Source organism: Cellulomonas uda (assembly GCF_006538705.1).
Lineage (GTDB): Bacteria > Actinomycetota > Actinomycetes > Actinomycetales > Cellulomonadaceae > Cellulomonas > Cellulomonas uda.
On sequence record NZ_BJLP01000025.1, the window covers coordinates 22316 to 43187 of the forward strand.

General features: G+C 74.1%; 18 protein-coding genes and 1 tRNA gene. 7 read left to right on the forward strand and 12 right to left on the reverse strand.

Annotated elements, in window-relative coordinates; genetic code table 11:
- Positions 1 to 89: 89 nt before the first annotated feature.
- Positions 90 to 1016, forward strand: a complete 927-nt coding sequence (locus CUD01_RS08610; RefSeq protein WP_166772149.1) for a glycosyltransferase — start codon at positions 90 to 92, stop codon at positions 1014 to 1016.
- Positions 986 to 2182, forward strand: a complete 1197-nt coding sequence (locus tag CUD01_RS08615; protein WP_244937723.1) for a glycosyltransferase — start codon at positions 986 to 988, stop codon at positions 2180 to 2182. Before CUD01_RS08610 ends, CUD01_RS08615 begins: the two co-directional genes overlap by 31 nt.
- On the opposite strand, the gene CUD01_RS08620 is transcribed toward CUD01_RS08615, so the two are convergent.
- From CUD01_RS08620 to CUD01_RS08635, 4 genes are all read right to left on the reverse strand, one after another.
- Positions 2166 to 3584 (reverse strand): hypothetical protein, encoded by a 1419-nt coding sequence (locus tag CUD01_RS08620; protein ID WP_141320315.1) that lies wholly within the window; start codon positions 3582 to 3584, stop codon positions 2166 to 2168. The genes CUD01_RS08615 and CUD01_RS08620 overlap by 17 nt on opposite strands.
- Positions 3585 to 3831: 247 nt before the next feature.
- Positions 3832 to 4587: a CDP-alcohol phosphatidyltransferase family protein gene (locus CUD01_RS08625; protein WP_141320317.1), complete on the reverse strand. Its 756-nt coding sequence runs from the start codon at positions 4585 to 4587 to the stop codon at positions 3832 to 3834.
- Positions 4580 to 5755, reverse strand: coding sequence for a DUF1972 domain-containing protein (locus CUD01_RS08630; RefSeq protein WP_141320363.1), 1176 nt, complete (start codon positions 5753 to 5755; stop codon positions 4580 to 4582). Before CUD01_RS08630 ends, CUD01_RS08625 begins: the two co-directional genes overlap by 8 nt.
- Before the next feature lie 55 nt (positions 5756 to 5810).
- On the reverse strand, positions 5811 to 7340 hold the full coding sequence (locus tag CUD01_RS08635; RefSeq protein ID WP_141320319.1) for a sugar transferase: 1530 nt from the start codon (positions 7338 to 7340) through the stop codon (positions 5811 to 5813).
- A 584-nt stretch (positions 7341 to 7924) separates the two neighbouring features.
- On the opposite strand from CUD01_RS08635, the gene CUD01_RS08640 reads away from it, so the two are divergent.
- A complete protein-coding gene (locus CUD01_RS08640; RefSeq protein WP_141320321.1) occupies positions 7925 to 10393 on the forward strand; it encodes a PKD domain-containing protein in 2469 nt (822 codons plus the stop codon).
- Between the two features lie 132 nt (positions 10394 to 10525).
- Complete coding sequence (locus tag CUD01_RS08645) at positions 10526 to 11494, forward strand: DUF6492 family protein (protein ID WP_141320323.1); 969 nt, start codon at positions 10526 to 10528, stop codon at positions 11492 to 11494.
- Positions 11495 to 11514: 20 nt separating this feature from the next.
- On the opposite strand, the gene pth is transcribed toward CUD01_RS08645, so the two are convergent.
- The 6 genes from pth to CUD01_RS08675 all read right to left on the reverse strand — a co-directional run bounded on the left by pth (position 11515) and on the right by CUD01_RS08675 (position 18453).
- Positions 11515 to 12135, reverse strand: a complete 621-nt coding sequence (gene pth / locus CUD01_RS08650; RefSeq protein ID WP_141320325.1) for an aminoacyl-tRNA hydrolase — start codon at positions 12133 to 12135, stop codon at positions 11515 to 11517.
- A 164-nt stretch (positions 12136 to 12299) separates the two neighbouring features.
- A complete protein-coding gene (locus tag CUD01_RS08655) occupies positions 12300 to 12893 on the reverse strand; it encodes a 50S ribosomal protein L25/general stress protein Ctc (RefSeq protein ID WP_141320327.1) in 594 nt (197 codons plus the stop codon).
- 264 nt (positions 12894 to 13157) lie between these two features.
- Positions 13158 to 13637 (reverse strand): LbetaH domain-containing protein, encoded by a 480-nt coding sequence (locus CUD01_RS08660; RefSeq protein ID WP_244937724.1) that lies wholly within the window; start codon positions 13635 to 13637, stop codon positions 13158 to 13160.
- Between the two features lie 60 nt (positions 13638 to 13697).
- The gene (locus CUD01_RS08665) at positions 13698 to 14684 is read right to left on the reverse strand and encodes a ribose-phosphate diphosphokinase (protein WP_094181965.1); all 987 of its coding nucleotides are present in this window, start codon (positions 14682 to 14684) and stop codon (positions 13698 to 13700) included.
- Positions 14681 to 16375 carry a bifunctional UDP-N-acetylglucosamine diphosphorylase/glucosamine-1-phosphate N-acetyltransferase GlmU gene (gene glmU / locus CUD01_RS08670; RefSeq protein WP_141320329.1) on the reverse strand — a complete coding sequence of 565 codons (1695 nt, stop codon included), beginning with the start codon at positions 16373 to 16375 and terminating at the stop codon, positions 14681 to 14683. Before glmU ends, CUD01_RS08665 begins: the two co-directional genes overlap by 4 nt.
- Before the next feature lie 131 nt (positions 16376 to 16506).
- A complete protein-coding gene (locus tag CUD01_RS08675; RefSeq protein WP_141320332.1) occupies positions 16507 to 18453 on the reverse strand; it encodes a DUF4012 domain-containing protein in 1947 nt (648 codons plus the stop codon).
- Positions 18454 to 18731: 278 nt separating this feature from the next.
- Here CUD01_RS08675 and CUD01_RS08680 point away from each other — a divergent pair, with 278 nt between their 5' ends.
- Positions 18732 to 19007 carry an isoamylase early set domain-containing protein gene (locus CUD01_RS08680; RefSeq protein ID WP_141320334.1) on the forward strand — a complete coding sequence of 92 codons (276 nt, stop codon included), beginning with the start codon at positions 18732 to 18734 and terminating at the stop codon, positions 19005 to 19007.
- 21 nt (positions 19008 to 19028) lie between these two features.
- On the opposite strand, the gene CUD01_RS08685 is transcribed toward CUD01_RS08680, so the two are convergent.
- Positions 19029 to 19328: a Rossmann-fold NAD(P)-binding domain-containing protein gene (locus tag CUD01_RS08685; RefSeq protein ID WP_141320336.1), complete on the reverse strand. Its 300-nt coding sequence runs from the start codon at positions 19326 to 19328 to the stop codon at positions 19029 to 19031.
- 91 nt (positions 19329 to 19419) lie between these two features.
- Positions 19420 to 19491 (reverse strand) — tRNA-Gln (locus CUD01_RS08690).
- A gap of 185 nt (positions 19492 to 19676) precedes the next feature.
- Here CUD01_RS08690 and CUD01_RS08695 point away from each other — a divergent pair.
- Both CUD01_RS08695 and CUD01_RS08700 read left to right on the forward strand, forming a co-directional pair.
- Complete coding sequence (locus tag CUD01_RS08695; protein ID WP_243861241.1) at positions 19677 to 20342, forward strand: TetR/AcrR family transcriptional regulator; 666 nt, start codon at positions 19677 to 19679, stop codon at positions 20340 to 20342.
- A 9-nt stretch (positions 20343 to 20351) separates the two neighbouring features.
- A complete protein-coding gene (locus tag CUD01_RS08700; RefSeq protein ID WP_094181961.1) occupies positions 20352 to 20858 on the forward strand; it encodes a MarR family winged helix-turn-helix transcriptional regulator in 507 nt (168 codons plus the stop codon).
- The last annotated feature ends 14 nt before the right edge of the window (positions 20859 to 20872 follow it).

The following is a 20872-nucleotide window of genomic DNA, read 5'->3' on the forward strand; positions in this document are numbered from 1 at the left end:
GTACCCGCTGGGTTAGCATCCGTCAGTCCCTTGTGCCCGATTCCACCCGGTCCGACACCGGGGAGCGCAGCACCCTCGGAGGCCTTGCCGTGACCGACCCCGCGCCCGAGCGAACGGCCGTCGTGGTCGTGAGCCACCGCTCGGCGGACCTCCTCGAGCGGCATCTCGCGCGCACGGTCGAGACCCTCGACGCCGACGTGGTCGTCGTCGACAACTCGCCGGCCGCGCAGGACCGCGCGCGGGCACGTGCCGTGGGCGAGGCGCACGGCTGGCACGTGGTCGAGTCGGCGAACGACGGGTTCGGCGCGGGGGTGAACCTCGCGGCCCGGCATGCGCTGGAGCGTGGGGCGCGCGCGTTCCTCGTCGTGAACCCCGACCTGTCGCTGCCGGGCGACGCCGCGCGCGCCCTGCTCGACGACGTGCTGGAGACGCCCGACCGCCTCGTCGCACCCGTGATCCTCGGCCCGCAGGGCGCGACGTGGTTCTCGGGCGGCACGATCGACCTGACGACGGGCCGGACACGCGCGAACGGCGCGACGCGGGACGACGACGTCGCGTGGCTGTCGGGCGCGTGCCTCGCCGTCACCGCGGACGCGTGGGAGCGCGTCGGGGGCTTCGACGAGCGGTACTTCCTCTACTGGGAGGACGTCGACCTGTCGTGGCGCGCGCGGCAGGCGGGCCTGCGCCTCGCGGTCCGGCGGGACCTCGTCGCGACCCACGACATCGGCGGGACGCAGGAGCATGCGGGCACGCGCCGCCGCTCCGACACCTACTACGAGGAGAACTGCCGCAACCGTCTCGTCTTCGCGGCGCACCACCTCGACCGCGCGGGGCGGCGCCGGTGGGCGCGCGGCTCGGCGGCGTGGGCGCGCGCGGTCGTCCTGCGGGGCGGCAAGCGTCAGCTCCTGCAGGGTCCCGGCCCGCTCCTGGCCGTCACGCGTGGCACGCTCGCGGGCCTGCGCTACGCGCGCCGCGACGCGACGCCGTGGCCCCCGACCGGCGCCCAGGGCTCGTGACCGGCACCGGCGCGCGGCGCCTCGCGGTCGTCCACCCGTCCACCGAGCTGTACGGCGCGGACCAGCAGATGCTCGAGTCGCTCACGGCCGCGGTCGACGGAGGCTGGGACGTGACGCTGGTGCTCCCGGGCGACGGCCCGCTCGCGCCGCGCGCGGCGCAGCGGGGTGCCCGGGTCGTGACCGCGTCGTTCCCCGTGCTGCGCAAGTCGCTCCTGCGGCCGCGCGGCCTGGTCGACCTCGCCGTGGGGGGGACACGTGCGGTGGCCGCCGGGGCACGGTGGCTGCGGCGCGAGCGCGTCGACGCGCTGTACGTCAGCACGGTGACGCTGCCGACGTGGCTCGCGTCCGCGCGCCTGGCCCGCGTCCCCGCGCTGTGCCACGTCCACGAGGCGGAGGCGGACCAGCACCGGCTGGTCACCGCGGGCCTCACCGCGCCGCTGCTCGCGGCCACGCGGCTCGTGTCCAACAGCGCCGCGGCGCGCGACGCCCTCGGCGGCGCGTTCGGCTCGCTGCGCGAGCGCACGCGCGTCGTGCACAACGGCGTCCTCGGGCCGGTCGACGAGCCGGGGCCGCCGCCGGCGCGTGGCGACGGCGCGCTGCGCGTCGTGCTCGTCGGACGGCTGTCCCCGCGCAAGGGCAGCGACGTGGCGGTGGAGGCCGTGGGGCTGCTGGTCCGCGAGGGCCGGGACGTCCGCCTGCGGCTCGCGGGCAGCACCTTCGAGGGCTACGAGTGGTTCGAGCGGGACCTGCGTCGGCGGGTCGCGGAGCTGGGGCTCGACGAGCGCGTCGAGCTGCTCGGCTTCGTGCACCCGCCGTGGGGCGAGCTCGCGGACGCCGACGTGGCACTCGTGCCCTCGCGCGTCGAGCCGTTCGGCAACACGGCGGTCGAGGCGATGCTCGCGCGCCGGCCCGTCGTGGCGTCGGCCACGCAAGGCCTCGTCGAGGTGGTGCAGGACGGTCGGACGGGCCTTCTCGTCCCGCCCGACGACCCGCACGCGCTCGCGGCCGCGCTCCGCCGCCTCCACGACGACCCCGCCCTGCGCCGGGCTCTCGCCGACGCGGGGCGGGCCGAGGCCCTGGTGCGGTTCAGCACCGAGCGCTACGCCGGGGACGTGCGCGCCGAGCTCGACGCGCTCGTCCCCGGCCGGGTCACTGCCGCTCGGTGACGGACACCGCGGACCCCGAGGTCCACGTGTTGTTCCGCAGGGAGAGCAGCGGGATCGTCGCGGGGTCGGCGACGATCGCGCACTTCGCGAACTTCTGCGTCGGGACGAACTCGTTGTCCCGCAGCGTCACGCTCGCGATCGGGCCGACGGCCTTCTCGGCGAGGTTCACCGAGCACGCGCCGTGACCGATCGTGTTCCCCACGACCTGCAGCCCGCTGACGGGGCCGGCGTCCTGCGTCACCATGATCGCCGCGTTGTGCGTGTCCTCGAGCCTGTTGCGCAGCAGCTTGATGTTGCGGCCCTGGGAGATCTGGACGTTGTCGTCGTGCGTCGGGCCGCCACCGGCGGTCGGGTCGGACTCGTAGTACACGTTGTCGTGCAGCCAGGAGTCCTGCACCACGACGTCGTCGCCCGTGATCATGATCTGGTCGACCACGTCGTGCATGTCGACGCGCGTGAGCGTGAAGTTCGACCCGATCACGGCCCGCACGTGCGGCGAGCGCTCCTTGGCGTACAGCTCCGAGTCCTGGATGGTGACGCCGGCGCCCGGCATGACCATGACCAGCCCGAGGCTCGAGGAGATCGGCCGGCCGGAGATCACCGAGCGCTTGATGACGACGTCCTTGGCGGTGACCCGCACGAAGCCGCGGACGTCGAGGGCGTCGACGACCGTGCCGTCCTTCGAGATCAGCAGGTCACCCTCGTGCACGGTGAGCCGCGTGCCGGACGGCACTCCCGTGTTGGACGGACCGGGCACGCCCGTGCTCGGTGCCGTGGTCGGGCTCGGTGATGCCGTCGGTCTCGGCGAGGCCGTCGCGGTCGGCCTGGGCGTGGCCGTCGGCCGCGTGGTCGGGGTCGCCGTGGCGGTCGCCCTCGGCGTGGGTGTCGTCGTCGGGGCGACGCTCGGCCTCGAGGTGGCCGTCGGACGGGGGGTCGGGGACGGCGCGGCTGTCGTCGACCGGGGCGTCGGCGTGGTCGTGGCGGGCGGCGTCGGACCCGTGTAGGTCGCCAGGCGCATGGTCACCGCGACGCTCGCGCCCGCGTTGTGCACGACGACCCGGCGGTCACCGGGCTTGAGCGCGAGGGAGATGTGGGCGTAGCCCGGCTTCAGCGTCGGGGTCACGAGCTGGGGCTTGGCCGTGCAGCCCGAGCTCGCGGTCGCGCCTGCGCACACCGAGATCCGCGTGGGCCGCCAGGCGAGCTGTCCGGCGACCACCAGGGAGACCGCCGTCGTGTCCCGAGGGACCGGCAGCTCGAGGACGTACTGCGTCCCGGGCCGGAGCACCACGTTCGTCATGACGCGCTGGTCGACGCGGTAGGTGTCCGAGGCGGCGCCGGGCTGGACCAGGACGACACCGACGGCGATGCCGGCGACCGCTCCTGCGAGGATCGCCCGCCACATCCCCTTCCGGCTCGTCCTGGCGTGTCGTCGTCGGGCCCGCATAGGCACGTCTCCTGCCTTGTCGCCTGATGGTGCTCGTGCTGGCCGGGAGCCTAGGGGTTGGTCCGAACGGGTGAGAACGTCCCTCCACGAAATGTCACGAAACGGCAACAACCGGGACAGCGGCTGCCGTCGCCCCGACCTGCGGGTTCGCCAGCGGACGCACGCGGATGTGACCTTCGTCACATGACGTGAGGACAGCGCTCTCTCACCGCGCGAAGCGGGAGATCTCCCGGTACCACTTCACCGCGGCGGCCACGGTGAACACCGCCGTCGCGGCCACCACCAGGGCGTACACCAGCACGAACACGTCCGGCGCGCCCAGCAGCAGGAACACCCAGCACAGCACGCCGTAGTCCGTCGGGACCGCGAGCACCGACCGCAGCCAGGGCGCACGTCCGCCCGTCACCGCGACGCTCTGCACCCCCTGCGCGCGGCGCAGCTGCTCCGTCAGGATCATCCCGAAGAACAGGACGCTGCCCGCGACCGCGTGCACCAGCGGGACCACGAGCCACCCCAGGTCCACCGCGTCGAACCGGTACAGGCCCACGCCCAGCGCGAGCGGCAGCGTCGCGATCTTCGTCGCATCGACCATGTGGTCGAGCCACTCGCCCGCGGGGCTCCCCGTCCCGGTCAGCCGCGCCACCTGGCCGTCGGCCGAGTCCAGTGCGTACCCCAGCACCAGGAGCGCCGCGACGAGAGCACCGAGCCACCACGAGGGCTCGACGAGAGCGAGCAGCGCGATGCCCGCGAACGTCGCGAGCGCGCTGAGCCCGGTCACCTGGTTCGGCGTCAGGCCGCGCCCGTACGCCCACGCCGCCAGGAGCCGGCCGAGCCGGCGGTTGACGAAGCGCGAGTACGCGGGAGCGCCGCGGGCCGCCTGCTTCTGCGCGTCCGCCAGCCGCCGCACCGTGTCGCGGTAGGGCTCGCGCGTGCGGACCGGCCGCGGCTCGACCTCAGTCACGGGCGCCCACCGTCTGGGTCGCGGCCTCGGGCGCCTCGTCGGGCCACGCGCTGCGCCGCCGTCGCACGCGCTGCGGCCCCGGCACGTCGCGTGCCGCGAGGTCGAGCGCGAGCCGCTCGTACCCGAGCGCGACGTCGTCCCAGTCGTAGCGTCGCGCACGCTCCCGCAGCGCCCTGCCCCGCTCGGCCGTGGCGGCCGCATCCCGCTCGGCGTCGTCGAGCTCGAGCGCCACGTCCGCCGGGCTGCGGAAGTAGCGCCCGTCGTCGGCCAGCACGTCACGGTTGAAGGACACGTCGAACGCGATGGTCGCCGTCCCCGCGCCGATCGCGCGCAGCAGGCTCGGGTTGGTGCCGCCGACGCTGTGCCCGTGCAGGTAGGTCGAGGCGTGCGCGTACAGCTGGTCCAGCAGCTCGGCATCCCACACGCCGCCGACGAAGCGGACCCGCGCGTCGCCGCGCGCCGCCTCGTGGACCTGGCGCGTGTACTCGTCGGCGTACGGCGCGGACCCGACGACGACCAGCGGCAGGCGCGCACCGCTGTCCACGTACCCGCGGACCGCGAGGTCGACGTGGTTCTCGGGCTCGAAGCGCGCGACGAGGAGGTGGAACCCACCCGGGACCAGCCCCAGCTCGCCCAGGCGGTCGTGGGCGGCGTCCTCCTGCACGGGTGCGCCGTAGGACAGCAGCCGCGTGCCCACGCCGAACTCCTCGTCGTAGTACGCCGCGATGCCCGGCGCGTCCGCGATGAGCGCGTCCGACCAGCGCACCGCGAGCTCCTCGGCGCGTCGGTAGTACCTGCGGCCCGTCGGGCCCCACTTGGCGCGCCGCCACTCCAACCCGTCGACGTGCGTCGCGACCGGGACGCGGGACGCGCGCAGGACCGGCAGGAGCGGCGCGTTCGCCGCGTTGAACACGAACGCGACGTCCGTGCGCCGGGCCGCGAGGTGGCCGACCGACAGCGCGGTGTGGCTCAGCGTCTCGAGCGAGCGCCGGCGCAGGGCGGGCAACGTCACGCGGCGCATCCCGAGGTACGTCTCGTCGTCGTCGTGCTCCGTGCGACGGCAGTACACGACGACGCGGTGGCCGCGGGCAGCGAGCCGGCTGCCCACCTCCTCGACCGCCGTCTCGAACCCGCCGTACCGTGCGGGCACGCCGCGGGTGCCGATCATCGCGATCGACAGCGTCCGTCCTGTCACCTGTCCACCTTCCGGGTGTGCGCGGGCGTCAGTACGCGCCCGACGCCGTCGCGACCGCGCGGAAGGTCTTCCACAGGATCATGACGTCCATCGCGACCGACCAGTTGTCGACGTACCGCAGGTCGAGCCGCACAGCGGCGTCCCAGTCGAGGTCCGAGCGCCCGCTGACCTGCCACAGGCCCGTCAGCCCGGGCTTGACCCGCAGCCGGCGGTGCACCTCGTCCTCGTACTCGGCGACCTCGGACACCAGCGGCGGCCGGGGCCCGACGAGCGACATGTCGCCGCGCACCACGTTCCACAGCTGGGGCAGCTCGTCGAGCGAGTACTTGCGCAGGACCCGGCCGATGGGGGTCACGCGCGGGTCGTCGCGCATCTTGAACAGGACGCCCGAACCCTGGTTGCGCGCCGCGAGCGCGGCGAGCCGCTGGTCCGCGTCGATGAACATCGAGCGCAGCTTCCAGATCGTGAAGGTCCGACCGTCGATCCCGACGCGCGTCTGGCGGTAGAACGCCGGTCCGCGCGAGGTGAGCCGGACGGCCGCCGCGAGACCCAGCACGAGCGGCAGCAGCACCAGCCCCGCGAGGGTCGCGACCGTCACGTCGAGCACCGACTTGGCGACCAGCCGGCGGCGCGGCGCGTCGACCTCGACCTCGAGGAGGGACAGACCCGCCGTGGGTCGCACCGACAGGCGCGGCGCGGTGACCTCGAGCAGGTCGGGCGCGACGACGAGGTCCGCGCCCGCGCGGCCGAGCGCCCACGACAGGCGCCGGAGCGCCTCGCCACCGAGGCAGGACCCCGTCACGATGACGACCTCGGCGGCATGGTCCGCGACCACCTGCACGACGTCGGCGAGGCCGCCCAGCACGGGCGCACCCTCGACCGCCTCGCGCCCGTCGAGGGTCTGCAGGCACACCCCGTCGATGCGGTACCCGTGGTGGGGCTCGCCGGACAGGTCCGTGATGACGCGCGCGACGCTCACCGGGTCGCCCACGACGAGCGTGCCGCGCATCGCCTCGCCGTCGCGGCGCGACGCGTGCAGCCGACGGCGCTGCGCGTAGCGCAGTGCGCCCGCGCTCGCCACGAGGGCCGGCGCGCCGACGAGCACACCGGCTCGCGGCAGTGCGGCGCCGGTGAGGAAGGCGTAGGCCATCGCGGTGACCACCGCGAGGCCGACGGCCCGCGCGATGGACTGGAACTCGCCGGGACCGTCGCCGAGCTCGGTGGGCCGGTAGCCGCCGCACACGGCGACCAGCACGACGAAGCCGATGCTCGCACCGAGCGCGATCGCGGGGCCGACGAGCCCGTCGACGGACGGGAGCGAGACGACGTACGTCACCAGGGCGGCGCACATCGCGTCCAACGTCGCGGCGGTGAGCGCGTACCGGCGACGCACGATGCGCCACGCGTCGACACGCGAGGCCTCCTGCGCGTTGAAGCGGGTGCGGCGGCGTTCGAAGGGCTCGGTCGACGCCCAGGAGCGCCGTGGTTCCCGGGCAGGACGGCGACGCTCGTGGTCCTCGCCGAACGCGAAGTAGCCGCGGTCAGCGGTCAACGTCATGTGTCCCCCCGGTTGACTGAGAGCGACCTGGCCCCCTCGGTCTCGACACCGCGACGCTAGTGCGGTCCAGGTGTCCGGTCAGTACCTTCTGTCCGATTTCACCCCGCCGACGTGGCGGCGTCACGCGCGTGGGGGACAGCCCGCACCCAGCCCCACCCGCGCGGGGTCGACGGCCGCTCAGCCGTCGCGCCGGCCAGGCCGGCCGTCCTCGCGGTCAGGCCACCCTCCCGCCTGCACGGCCGCATCGGCGCAGGTCGCGGCGCGCGGTCGCGCTCCCGCACGTCTCGACAATGGCTCCTGAATAGGACCTTCGGCCCCTTTCGATGTGCATTATCTTGCACCTACTTGCCCGAATTGCGCGCAGAGACAAATGTAGCGGGTGAAATGCATGTGACGCGGCTCATACGACGGCGGACTTCCCCGTGATGACGGTCCTGATCAGGGCGTTTCGTGGTCTGCATCACACTGCATATCGCGAAGTTACGCCCGATTCGAGGCAGTTGACCGAGCACTTCAGGGCGAATTAGAAAAAAGCCCGGATCCCCCCATCCGGTCACTAACCTCAAATTCCCCAAGGAAGCACCGTGGTCACGAAATACCCCGCGAACCGTCGCACGACGACGCGTTCGTCCCTCGCTGCCGCCGTCCTCACCGGGATCGCCGTGGCGCTGTCCCCCCTCGCCTCCGCACTGCCTGCCTCGGCCGCCGAAGGCACCGTCTACCGCTACGAGTACCCCTCGATCGCGAGCGACACCTTCACCCGGACGACGACGTCCGGCTGGGGCACCGCGGACCAGGGCGGCGCATGGACCGTCAACTCCGCGAGCGCCTTCGGCGTGGCCGGCGGCGCCGGCACGCTCTCCGTCCCCCGCGCCGGGTCCACCCTGAGCGCGAACCTCCTCGGCGTCTCCTCCACCGACACCGACCTCACCGCGACCGTCGTCGCCGACAAGGGCCAGACCGGCTCCGGCACGCACCTGACGTTCGCCGGCCGCCTCGTCGGCTCGCTGCAGTACGGCGCGAAGGTGCGCCTGCTCGCGAACGGCACCGCGACGCTCGCCACGGTCGACGGCAGCGCGTCCGGCACCGCGGTCACGCTCCCCGGGACGTTCGGCGCCGGCGACGCGGTCTCCGTCCGCCTCCAGGTGACGGGCACCGCCCCGACGACCGTGCGCGCGAAGGCGTGGGCCGCGGGCTCCTCCGAGCCCGCCGAGTGGACCGTCACCACCACGAGCGCGACCGCCGGTCTGCAGACCGCGGGCGCGGTGGGCCTGTCCGCGTACGTCTCGGGCTCCGCGACGAACGCGCCGCTCGCGTTCACCTACGACGACCTGAGCGTGCGCGCCGCGACCCCCAAGGCCATCCCGAACGCCGTCCCCACCGCCGCGATCTCCACCTCCGTCGACGACCTCACCGCGAGCCTCGACGGCTCGGCATCGGCCGACACCGACGGCACCATCCACTCCTACGCGTGGGACCTCGGTGACGGCACCACCTCCACGAGCGCCGCACCGGAGCACACCTACCGCACCGCGGGCTCCTACCCCGTGACGCTCAAGGTGACCGACAACGACGGCTCGACCGGCACCGCCACGAGCACCGTCACGGTCACCGCGCCCGTCCCCCCGGTCGGGACCACCGTGCTCGCCCGCGACGCGTTCGGCACCGCCCGCTCCAACGGCTGGGGCACCGCGACGACCGGTGGCGCGTGGACGCACCTCGGGTCGACCGCGAACTACTCCGTCGCCTCGGGCGCCGCGAAGCAGGTCATCAGCGCCGCCGGCGCCACCCGCATCTCCTCGCTCACGAGCGTCCAGGCGACCGCGAGCGACACCACGGTGTCGGTCACGCTCGACAAGACGATCGCGGGCGCCGCCGCCCAGATCGCGGTCGTCGGGCGCGTCGTCGGGACCGACGGCTACAGCGCACGGGTCAAGTACCAGACGGACGGCACCGCCCAGCTCTCGCTCATGGAGGGCGGGACCGCCCTGGCGACCACGTCGCTCGGCACCGTCGCCGCCAAGTCGGCCCAGCAGGTCCGCGTCCAGGTCGTGGGGACCGCTCCGACCACCGTGCGCGCGAAGCTCTGGAAGTCCGGCACCGCCGAGCCCACGGACTGGCAGCTCACCGCCACCGGCTCGAACGCCACGTACCAGAAGGCCGGCTCCGTCGCCCTCAACGCGTACCTCGCCGGCTCCGCGACCGTCGCGCCGCTCACGGTGTCCTTCCGGGACCTCACCGTGAAGGGCACGGCCGCCGACACCGGCGCCGCGACCAGCCCGGTCGAGACCGACCCGACGAGCGTCGGCGTCCCCACGGGCACCACGATGACCAAGGTCGTCAACGGGAACGTCACGGTCACCGAGGACAACACCGTGATCGACAAGTGGGACATCCACGGGTACGTGACGATCAAGGCGAAGAACGTCGTGATCCGCAACAGCTACATCCGCGGCACCGACGTCCCCGCGAAGAACGACCTGCTGCGGGTGCAGGGGGACGGCTACTCGGTCACCGTCGAGAGCTCGACCCTCAAGGCGAGCACGCGGACGCCCGACCAGGACGGCGTCAAGGGCTGGAACTTCACGCTGCGCCGCGTCGACATCTCCGACGTCGTCGACCCGGTCCACATCCACGGGTCGAACGTGCTGATCGAGAACTCGCGCCTGCACGACAACGCGCACTTCCTCGAGGACCCGAACTGGGGCGGCACGCCGAGCCACTCCGACTCGATCCAGCTCCAGAAGGGCACCAACATCACGATCCGCAACAACGAGATCTCGGGCGCCGGCAACGCCGCCCTCATGCTCACGCAGGACGCCGGGACGGTCTCGGACGTCACCCTCACGGGCAACCGCATCGACGGCGGGGCGTGCAGCATCAACATCAAGAACACGACGACCGCACCGAAGGGCGTGACGATCGCGGACAACACGTTCGGGCGCGGCCAGATCTACAAGAACTGCGCGGTCCGGGTCCCGACGGCCTTCCCGCTCGACATGCGCGGCAACGCGTGGGTCGACGGCGGGACGGTCGCGCGGACCAACATCTGACACCCACCTCCTCGAAGGCCCGTACCGCCCCCGGCGGTGCGGGCCTTCGGCCGTGGGGACCTCACCCGGTGCCGGACGCCGCCCCGTCCGGGATGCCCGATATGCTCGCGCCGACCGCGGACAGGAGGACGGGTGCCCGATCTGACGTTCGTGACGCCCGTCTTCGAGGCGGAGCTCGCGCTGCTCGACCTGCAGGCGCGCTCGTTCGCGCGGCACGTGCCGCCCGGCACACACGTCGTCGTGCTCGACAACACCCGGCGCGGCATCCGCGACGTCGCCGCGCTGCGAGCCCGGTACGGGCCGCACGAGGCCCACGTGCGCGTGCTGCGCCCGGCCGACGTCACGGCTCTGCCGCTCACCTCGGGGTGGCGCAGCCAGCAGGTCCTCAAGCTCGCGGTCGCGCACCTCGTCGAGACACCGCACTACGTGGCGCTCGACGCCAAGAACCACGTCGTCGCGCCGCCCGACGAGCACTTCTTCGTCGCGGCCGACGGCCGTCCCCGCGTACGCGCCTACGCCTACACCGCTCACACGCTGCGACCGTCGCTCGAGCGCGTGTGCCGGTACCTGGGCCTCGACCCCGCGCCGCACGTCGCCCGGTTCGCGGCGACGACGACGCCGTTCACGCTCGAGCGCGCGACCGTGCTCGACCTGCTCGCGGACGTCGAGGCGAGCGCGGGCCGACCCTTCGCGCAGGAGTTCGTCGCGCACGACCTCACCGAGTTCTTCCTCTACGCGGGGTGGGTGGCGCGGCGCGACGGCACGCTCGAGCGCGCCATGGAGCTCACCGACGACGCCAACCCGATCGTGTGGCCGCGGACCGCCACGGTCGAGGGGGTGCGGGCCGTCATCGCCTCCGCCGACGGCCTGCCCGTGATGGGTCTGCACCGCGACGCGGTCCCGCGGCTGTCCCAGCAGGCCGCCGCGGAGCTCGCGGCGCTGTGGGCACGACGCGGCATCCTCGACGACGAGCAGGAGGGTCGCGCACTCATCGCGCACCTGCAGTCGCGCCACGCGCGCGAGCGACGGCGACGTCAGCTCCGCGACGCCCCGGCCCGCGCCCGCAACGTGCTGCGCCGTGTGACCAGCCGGCAGCACTGACGCGGCGCACCCACCCGGTCTCAGGGCTTGGTGTGGAAGCGCTGCTGGGCCGCCTCGAGCCCCTCGAGGACCACGGCCTCGACGGCGTCCGCGGCGCGGTCCACGAGCCAGTCCAGGTCCTTCGCCTCGGTCTTCGAGAAGTCCTTGAGCACAAAGTCCGCGGGGTCCTGACGCCCGGGAGGGCGGCCGATCCCCACCCGGACCCGCACGTACTCCTTGCTGCCGAGCGCCTTGGTGGTGTCGCGCAGCCCGTTGTGCCCGCCCTCGCCACCGCCGCGCTTGAGCCGGACGTCCGCGAACGGGATGTCCAGCTCGTCGTGCACCATGACGACGCGCTCGAGCGGCACGTCGTAGTACCGCGCGAGCGCGGCGACCGGCCCGCCGGAGACGTTCATGTAGGTGGTGGGCTTCGCCAGCACGACGCGCGGGCCCGGCGCCCCGCCGGGCAGCGTGCCGAGCCGCGCCTCGGCGACGGCCGCCTGCGGCCGCCGGGAGAGCAGGCCGCTCGCGCGTGCGCCGAACGACGATCCCGTGCGCCGGGCGAGCTCGTCGAGCACCATCTGGCCGACGTTGTGCCGGTTGCCCGCGTACTGCGGCCCGGGGTTGCCCAGGCCGACCACGAGCCACGGAGCGTCAGCCACCGGTCCTCCTCGTTCAGTCGTTCACTGCGTCGCGAGCGTTCGTCCGTCGTCGTGCCCCGGCCGTCGGGCGGGCGGCGGTGACGACGCGCCGACGCCCGGCACCGCACGAGACGGTACCGGGCGTCGGTCGCAGGTCCGCGGGGCGTGGCCCGCGAGTGGGGTGCTCAGCCCTCGGCCGGCGCCTCGGCGTCGCCCGACTCCTCGCCGAGGTCCTCGGCGGAGACGCGCGGCGTCGAGACCGTCAGGACGGTCGCTTCGGCGTCGGTGACGAGGGTCGTGCCCTGGGGCAGCGTGACGTCGCCGGCCTTGACGATGGCACCGTCCTCGAGGCCGTCGATCGACACCTCGACCGACTCGGGCAGGTGCGTGGCCTCGGCCTCGAGGGCCAGCGTCTGCGTCTCGACGACGTGGATGGTACCGGGCGCGGACTCGCCGACGATGACGACGGGGATCTCGACCGAGACCTTCTCGCCCTTCTTCACGATCAGCAGGTCGACGTGCTCGATGATCTGGCGGACCGGCTCGCGCTGGACGTCCTTGGCGAGGGCGAGGACCGGCTTGCCGTCGACCTGGATCTCGAACAGGGCGTTGGCGTGCTTGACGGCGAGCATCGTCTCGTGGCCCGGGAGGGACACGTGGACGGGCTCGGTGCCGTGCCCGTACAGGACGGCGGGGATCTGGCCGGCGCGGCGCAGGCGACGCGCGGCGCCCTTGCCGAACTCGGTGCGGGTGGTGGCGGCGAGCTTGACCTCGGACACGATGACTCCAGTGATGCTGGGCGCACGGGGGCGCGACGTACGAGAACGGGTGCGGCACGGGGCCGGTGGTCTGGCGGTGGGCCGACGAAGGGCCCGGTGGCCTCGACGCGGGGCGCAGGACGGGCGCACGCGGAGGCGCTCGCCCAGTCGATCACGGACCGGAAGCGGTGTGGACCGTCCGACGTCCCTCGCCGAGGCAACCTGAGGATCTTACCCGCTCACGTGGCCCGGCTGAAACCCGGCGGCGCGGGGTCGGGCGTGGGGTCAGTCACCCGCCGCGGGCTCGTCGCGGCGTTCGAGCACGCGCACGGGTCCGGCGACCACGGTCGCCCCCGCGGGGACGTCCCTCACCACGACGGCACCCGCGCCGACGCGGGCACCCGCGCCGACGGTCACGGCGCCGATGATCTTGGCGCCCGCACCGATGTACACGCCGTCGCCGATCGTCGGGGAGCCGAACCGCGGGCTCGTCTCGATGTCGTTCTTGCCGATGGTCACCTGCTGGTAGACGGTGACGCCGCGCCCGATCACGGCGCCGGGTGCGATGAACACACCGATCGGCTTGTGCGGGAACACCGGCGGTCCGGCGAACATGGTCAGCAGCGAGATGTACCCGCCGAACTCCTCGAGGTAGAGCTTGTGCACGGCGGCGTGGAGCCGCCGCAGCGGGCCCCGCGCGCGCAGCGTCCGCTCGCGGTGCGCCCACCAGCCACCCGACAGCCTCACGAGGATGCGCACCAGCACGCGTGCAGGCTCCCACACGAGGACGGCCCCGCACACGGGGCGTCTCGGGGGGCGGTCGGCTCAGGCGTTGCCGTCGAACAGGCTGGTGACCGAGCCGTCGTCGAACACCTCACGGATCGCGCGCGCGATGAGCGGCGCGATCGACAGGACGGTGAGCTGCTCGAAGCGCTTGTCGTCCTCGACGGGCAGCGTGTCGGTGATGACGACCTCGCGCACCCCGCACGACGAGAGCCGGCCGACGGCCGGCTCGGACAGGATGCCGTGCGTCGCCGCGACGATGACGTCCTTCGCGCCGGCCTCCTTGAGGACGCGCACCGCCTCGGAGATGGTGCCGGCGGTGTCGATCAGGTCGTCGACGAGCACGCACGAGCGGCCCTCGACGTCGCCGACGACGCGGTTGGCGACCGCCTTGTTCGCGGTGCGGACGTCGCGGGTCTTGTGGACGAACGCGAGCGGGCCGCCGCCGAGCTTGGCCGCCCACTGCTCCGCGACGCGGATGCGGCCCGCGTCGGGCGAGACGACCGTGACGTTCGTCAGGTCGACGCGCGAGCGCACGTAGTCGACGAGGATCGGCATGGCCCACAGGTGGTCGACCGGGCCGTCGAAGAAGCCCTGGATCTGCGACGTGTGCAGGTCGACCGACATGATGCGGTCCGCACCGGCGGTCTTGAACATGTCGGCCAGCAGGCGGGCCGAGATCGGCTCGCGGCCGCGGCTCTTCTTGTCCTGGCGCGCGTAGCCGTAGAACGGCGCGATCACGGTGATGGTCTTGGCCGAGGCGCGCTTGAGCGCGTCGACCATGAGCAGCTGCTCCATGATCCACTTGTTGATCACGGGCGACGCGTGCGACTGCAGCACGAACGCGTCCGCGCCGCGCACCGACTCCCCGAAGCGCGTGTAGATCTCGCCGTTCGCGAAGTCGTACGCGCTGGTCGGGACGAGCTCGATGCCGAGCTCGTCGACGACGGCCTGGGCCAGCTCGGTGTGCGCCCGCCCGGAGACGACGACGAGCCGCTTCTCTCCGTCGTGGGAGATGATCCCCGTCATCGCGTGCTCGTCTCCTCGGTGCCGTGCTCGGCGGTGGTCTGGCCCCCGGTGGGGCTGGGCGGGTCGGACAGCTGCGCCGGCTGGCCGGGCAGGCCGGGCGGGGGCGTGACGGGGATGCCGCGTGCGGCGGTGGCAGCGCGCTCGAGCTCCGCGCGGGCCTGCGGCGAGAGCGACTCGTCGAGCGGGGTGCCGGCGGCGGGCGCTGCGGCCTGCGCGGCCTTGGCGGCGGGCGTGCCGGCGCGCGAGCGCTGCACCCAGCCCTCGATGTTGCGCTGCGCCCCGGCGCTGACGCCGAGCGCGCCCGCGGGCACGTCGCGGCGGATGACCGTCCCGGCGCCCGTGTAGGCGCCGTCGCCGACCGTGACGGGCGCGACGAACATGTTGTCCGCGCCCGTGCGGGCGTGCGAGCCGATCGTCGTGCGGTGCTTGTTGACGCCGTCGTAGTTGACCGTGACGGATGCGGCGCCGATGTTCGAGTGCTCCCCGATCGTCGCGTCGCCGATGTACGACAGGTGCGGGACCTTCGAGCCCTCGCCGATCTGCGCGTTCTTCGTCTCGACGAACGTGCCGATCTTGCCCTTGCGGCCGAGGACCGTCCCGGGGCGCAGGTACGCGAACGGGCCGACGCTGGCCTTCTCGCCGATCACCGCGAGGCTGCCGTGCGTGCGCACGACCGTGGCGCGCGGCCCGACCTCGACGTCCGTGAGCGTGGTGTCCGGGCCGACGGTCGCGCCCTCGCGCACGACCGTCGCGCCGTGCAGCTGCGTGTTCGGCAGGATCGTGACGTCACGCTCGAGCTCGACGTCCACGTCCACCCACGTCGTCGCCGGGTCGACGACGGTGACGCCCTCGCGCATCCAGTCCTCGAGGATGCGGCGGTTCAGCTCCGCGGCGAGCGCGGCGAGCTGCACGCGGTCGTTGACGCCCTCGACGACGTACGGGTCGTCGGCACGCAGCGCGCGCACGTGCCCGCCGTCGCCACGCGCGATCGCGAGCACGTCGGTCAGGTAGACCTCGCCCTGCGCGTTGTCGCGGCCCAGGCGGCCGAGCGCACCGCGCAGCACCGCGGCGTCGAACACGTAGATCGAGGAGTTGATCTCGCGGATCTCGCGCTCGGCGTCGCTCGCGTCCTTGTGCTCGACGATCCGCAGCACGTCACCCGTGCCCGGCTCGCGCACGATGCGCCCGTAGCCCGTCGCGTCCTCGACCTCCGTGGTGAGCACGGTGACGGCGTTGCCGTCCGCGTGGTGCGCCGCGAGCAGCTCGCCGAGGGTGCCCGCGTCGAGCAGCGGGACGTCACCCGCGACGACGACGACAGCGCCCTCGAGCAGCACGCCCGACGCCGAGCCCGGCACCCCGGGGCCGTCGAGCGCCGCGACGGCGCTCGCCTGTGCCGCGGCGTCGAGCGCGGTCATCGCGACCTGCACGGCACGGCCCGTGCCGGGGATCGCGTCCTGGTCGGCGACCAGCGCGGTGGGGACGTGCTCGGTCACGTGCGCCGCGACCTTGTCCCGCTCGTGCCGGACGACGACGACGACCCGCTCCGGGTCGAGCGCCTGGGCGGTGGCGAGCGCGTGGCCCAGCATGCTGCGACCGGCGAGCGTGTGCAGGACCTTCGGGGTCGCCGAGCGCATCCTGGTTCCCTCACCTGCGGCGAGGACGATGACGGCAGCTGGGCGGGGGACGGTCACCTGTGGGTGCTCCTCGCGGGGGTGTGCCCGACGATCCGGGCGTGAGATCCGTGCGCGCCCGCCACTCTACCGCCGCGTCCGGGCACGCCCGCGCGCGGTGGCCGAGTCACGGGTCACACCGCCGTCCGGCGTCAGGGCGCCGCCGCACCGCACACCGCGACCGGCCCGGTGCGGCCGTGCTGCAGGGTCGGCGTGCGCTCGACGCGCACCTCGTCGGCACCCGCACCGGCCGTCACCTGCACGTCGAGGGTGGCGGTCTCGCCCGGTGCGAGCCGCACCGTGAGCGCACCCGCCTGGCGCCCCGCGTGCTCCTGCAGCCCCGGGCCCACGGACTGCGGCTCGCCGCCGTCGCGCGCCACGCGGATCTCGCCGAGCGCACCGCCGCGCGGCGAGTACAGCAGCACCTGGGTGGTGAACGACCCGGCGGGCGTGCCGTTGTCGCCGCCGCCGGTGACGTACTCGGGCAGCGTCGTCGCGGCGTCCGCCGGCGCGGTGCTCGTGAGCGTCAGGTGCAGCCACGTGCTCGCGCCGTCCGCGGTGCAGGTCGCGTCGTCGACGGTGAGCGCGGTGTCGAGGTAGTAGTCCATCTTCGAGACCGTCGTGTCGTTGAGGAACACGCCGGCGGTCACGTCCGCCGTCGCGTCGTCGGCGAGGAAGTCGTGCACCAGGCCGACCTCGCGCAGCCGCTCGCGCACGGCGTCGTCGGACGTCCACACCGACACCCGCCCCTCGCCCACCACGTCACCGACCGCGTCGACGAGCGCCGACCCCGAGTACCCGCCGGCGAACGTCGCGGCGACCACGGACTGCGCGACCTGCGCGAAGAACGCGTCGGAGTCCGCCGCGTGGGGGTAGCGCGCGTACGCGGCCGACAGCAGGGTCTCGACCGCGTCGTCGGACGTGAGCGTCGTGCCGTCGGGCGTGGTCGTCGGGCCGATCACGTCCAGCAGCCGCGCGAGGACCACCGGGTCGACCGTGAGGACGCCGTCCACGGTCCGGCCCGTCTCGCGCGTCCACAGGGCGCTCGCGAACGCCGCCGTGCGTGCGAAGTCCGGGGTCGCCGTCACCGCCTGCATGTACCGCGCGGGCACGTCGCCGAGCAGCGCACGCTCCGCCGGGTCGAGCGGGACCACCGGCTCGTCGGGACGGCCCATGGTCCGCGCGGGGTGCTGCGCCCCCACCGTGATCGCCCCCGCGTCCGCGCGCACCTCCAGCACCGAGCCGACGATGCCGCCCGCGCTGCGCAGCTCCGCCGGGTTGAGCACGAGCACCAGGTACGAGCGCGGGCCGTCGACGCCGAGCAGCGGCGGCACGATCGCGAGCGCGGTGTCCGCGGCCTCGAGCCGGTCGCGCAGCTCGACGAGCTGCTCGCGCGCCGGGACGAGCCGGTCCGCGAGCGCCGGGACGAGCGCGTCGGCGTCGACCGCCTCGAGCCGGGACACGCCCGCGTCGACCGCCGCGTAGGCCTGCGCGACGGCGGGTGCCATCGCGTCGAGCCGCGCCACGTCGACCCGGCCCTCCTGGGGCGTGAGCGCGGCGGTCGAGAAGTCCCCCGCGACGTCGACGAGCGGCGGCAGCGCGTCGTGCGCGAGCGCGTCGACGGCGTCGGTCGCGGCCGAGACCGCCGACACCTGCGCACCCAGCCACGGCGCGTGCTCGGCCAGGCGCCACACCGGGTCGCCCGTCGCGCGGCTCGCGCGGTCCGCCGCGTCCTGCAGGCCGGGCAGCACCCCGCCGACCGCGGCGACGTCCCCCGCGCTCACCGCGTCCCGCACCGTGCCCAGGTGGGTCTCCGCGTCCGCGAGCGCCGCCGCGACCTGCGTCCCGCGCCACGCGAGCCACACCCCCGCGAGCACGACGACGACCAGCACGACGACGAGCGACAGCAGCACGCGCCGCCCCCACCGCCGCCTGCTCGGCGCGGCTGCCGCACCGGCGGGGTCGGTCTCTTCGGGGCCAGTCTCGTCGGGGCCGGTCTCGTCGGGGCCGGTCTCGTCGGGAACCGGCACGTCCACGCGCTCGTCGGCGGCGACGGGCTCGCCCCCCGCACCCTCCTGCACGTCAGCCCGCTCGGACACCCGGCCCCCGTCCCCACCAGCCCGGCCGGTGCTCACCCGGCCGCGGCACGGCCTGCTCCCCCGAGGCTAGGTGTCCGGTCTGACACCCGTCAGCAGGGTTCGTCCCGATTCACCCGGTTCGGCGCCGACCGATCGGAGCACGGCGTCACACACCGGTCACCCGCCCGGGGTCTGCTCGTAACAGGACCGCGCCACGATGCCCGCGACACCCGTCATCGCCGAACCGTCACCGCACGCACCCACGTGCCGGCCACGCACCCACGAACAGCGAGGTCCCGTTGCTCAAGAAGTCCCGCGCCGCGTCCGCCACCCGCCTCACGTTCGCGCTGCCGACGACCGCCGTCGACGGTCCCGTGAGCGTCGTCGGCACGTTCAACGACTGGACGCCCGGCGCGCACGTGCTGCGCCGCCGCTCGAACGGCACGTCGAGCGTGACCGTCACCGTCCCGCCGGGCACGGTCGTGCGGTTCCGCTACCTCGGCGAGCACGGCCGCTGGTTCGACGACGACACGGCCGACGAGGTCACGCCCGAGGGCTCCCTGGTCCACGCCTGACCCGCCGGGCGGGCCGGCCGGTCAGTCGCGGTGGGCCGCCCAGGCGCGGGCCGTGGTCTCGACCAGCGAGCGCCACGGCACGGGCTCGAGCCCGAAGGTCGCGGTCGTCTCCGCGGTGTCGACGACGAACGGCTCGTCGAACTGGTAGCGGATCCCGTCGACCTCGCGCAGCAGCGGCACCACGCGCCCACCTGCCCGCAGCACCGCCGCCGGGACCCGGCGCAGCCGGGGCTCACCCCGGCCGACGACGTCCGACAGCTCACGCAGCACGTGGCGCACGCTCGTCGGCGGGTGGGACGGGACGAGCTGCTGGGTGCCCACCGACCCATCCTGCCCGCGGCGCCGCAGGCCGCGGCGGGCGGACGTCCCTTGCTCGGATCCCCGGGCCACCGGGCCCACCGGCCGGGCCGGGCTCCGCCCCCAGGATTCGAACCTGGACCGCAAGGCTCCAAAGGCCTGCGTGCTGCCGTTACACCAGGGCGGATCGTCGGCGGCGCGCGCCGCCGACGGCGCCCCAAGTCTGCCAGCCGGACGAGGCCGCCCGGTCGCGCCGGGGGCGGGGCGGTCGGGTGACCTGGGCGTCCCGGCGCGCGACCCGGGCCCGGGGGCGGGGGGTGGCACGGCATGATGGGCGCCATGGCGGAGAGCAGACGGGCACCCCGGTCACGGATGACGGGGGTCCAACGACGTGCGCAGCTGCTGGACGTGTCGCGCACGCTGTTCGCCGAGAAGGGGTTCGAGGGCACGAGCGTCGAGGAGATCGCGGCACGCGCCGAGGTCTCCAAGCCGGTCGTCTACGAGCACTTCGGGGGCAAGGAGGGCGTCTACGCGGTCGTCGTGGACCGTGAGGTGCAGGGCCTGACGGGCGCGCTCACGGGTGCGCTGGAGGGCGGCGGGCACCCGAAGGTCCTCGTCGAGCGGACCGCGCTCGCGCTGCTGTCGTACATCGAGGCGAACGAGGCGGGCTTCCGCATCCTCGTGCGGGACTCGCCGGTCGCGCAGGCGACGGGCACGTTCTCGAGCCTCATCGGCGACGTCGCCACCCAGGTGGAGCACCTGCTGGCGGACGAGTTCCGGAAGCAGGGGCAGGACCCGAAGACCGCGCCGATGTACGCGCAGATGCTCGTCGGGATGGTCGCGCTCACCGGTCAGTGGTGGCTCGACGCGCGTCGCCCGGGCAAGTCCGAGGTCGCTGCGCACCTGGTGAACCTCGCGTGGAACGGCCTGCAGGGCCTCGAGCGGCGCCCCTCGCTCACCAAGGTCACCGCGGGCGAGGCGACGGCCGGGCAGGCCGAACCCGCGCCGGTCCGCCGGCGTTCTGTCGACGTCGAGTAATCTCGGCGTATGGCGGAGACGGCTCACGACGAGGTCGACCGCATCGTCGCCGCCTGGAACCGGGAGCGGCCCGACCTGGACGTCCGCCCGCTCGAGGTCCTCTCCCGCGTGAGCCGCCTCGCGCGGCACCTGGACCTGGCCCGCCGGGGCGCGTTCGACCGGCACGACCTGGAGACGTGGGAGTTCGACGTCCTGTCCGCGCTGCGTCGCGCGGGCACGCCGTACCGGCTGTCGCCCGGGGCGCTGCTGACGCTCACGCTCGTGACGTCGGGGACCATGACGAACCGCATCGACCGGCTCGCGGAGAAGGGTCTGGTCGAGCGTCAGCCGTCCCCCGACGACCGGCGCGGTGTGCTCGTGCAGCTCACGCCCGCGGGCCTGGCGCGGGTGGACGCGGCGTTCGCGGACCTGCTGGACACCGAGCGCACGCTGCTGGCGGACCTCACCGAGGACGACCGCACGCGACTGGCGGACCTGCTGCGCTCGGCACTGCTGCCGTTCGACGCCCCGCACTGACGCAAGCACCGCTG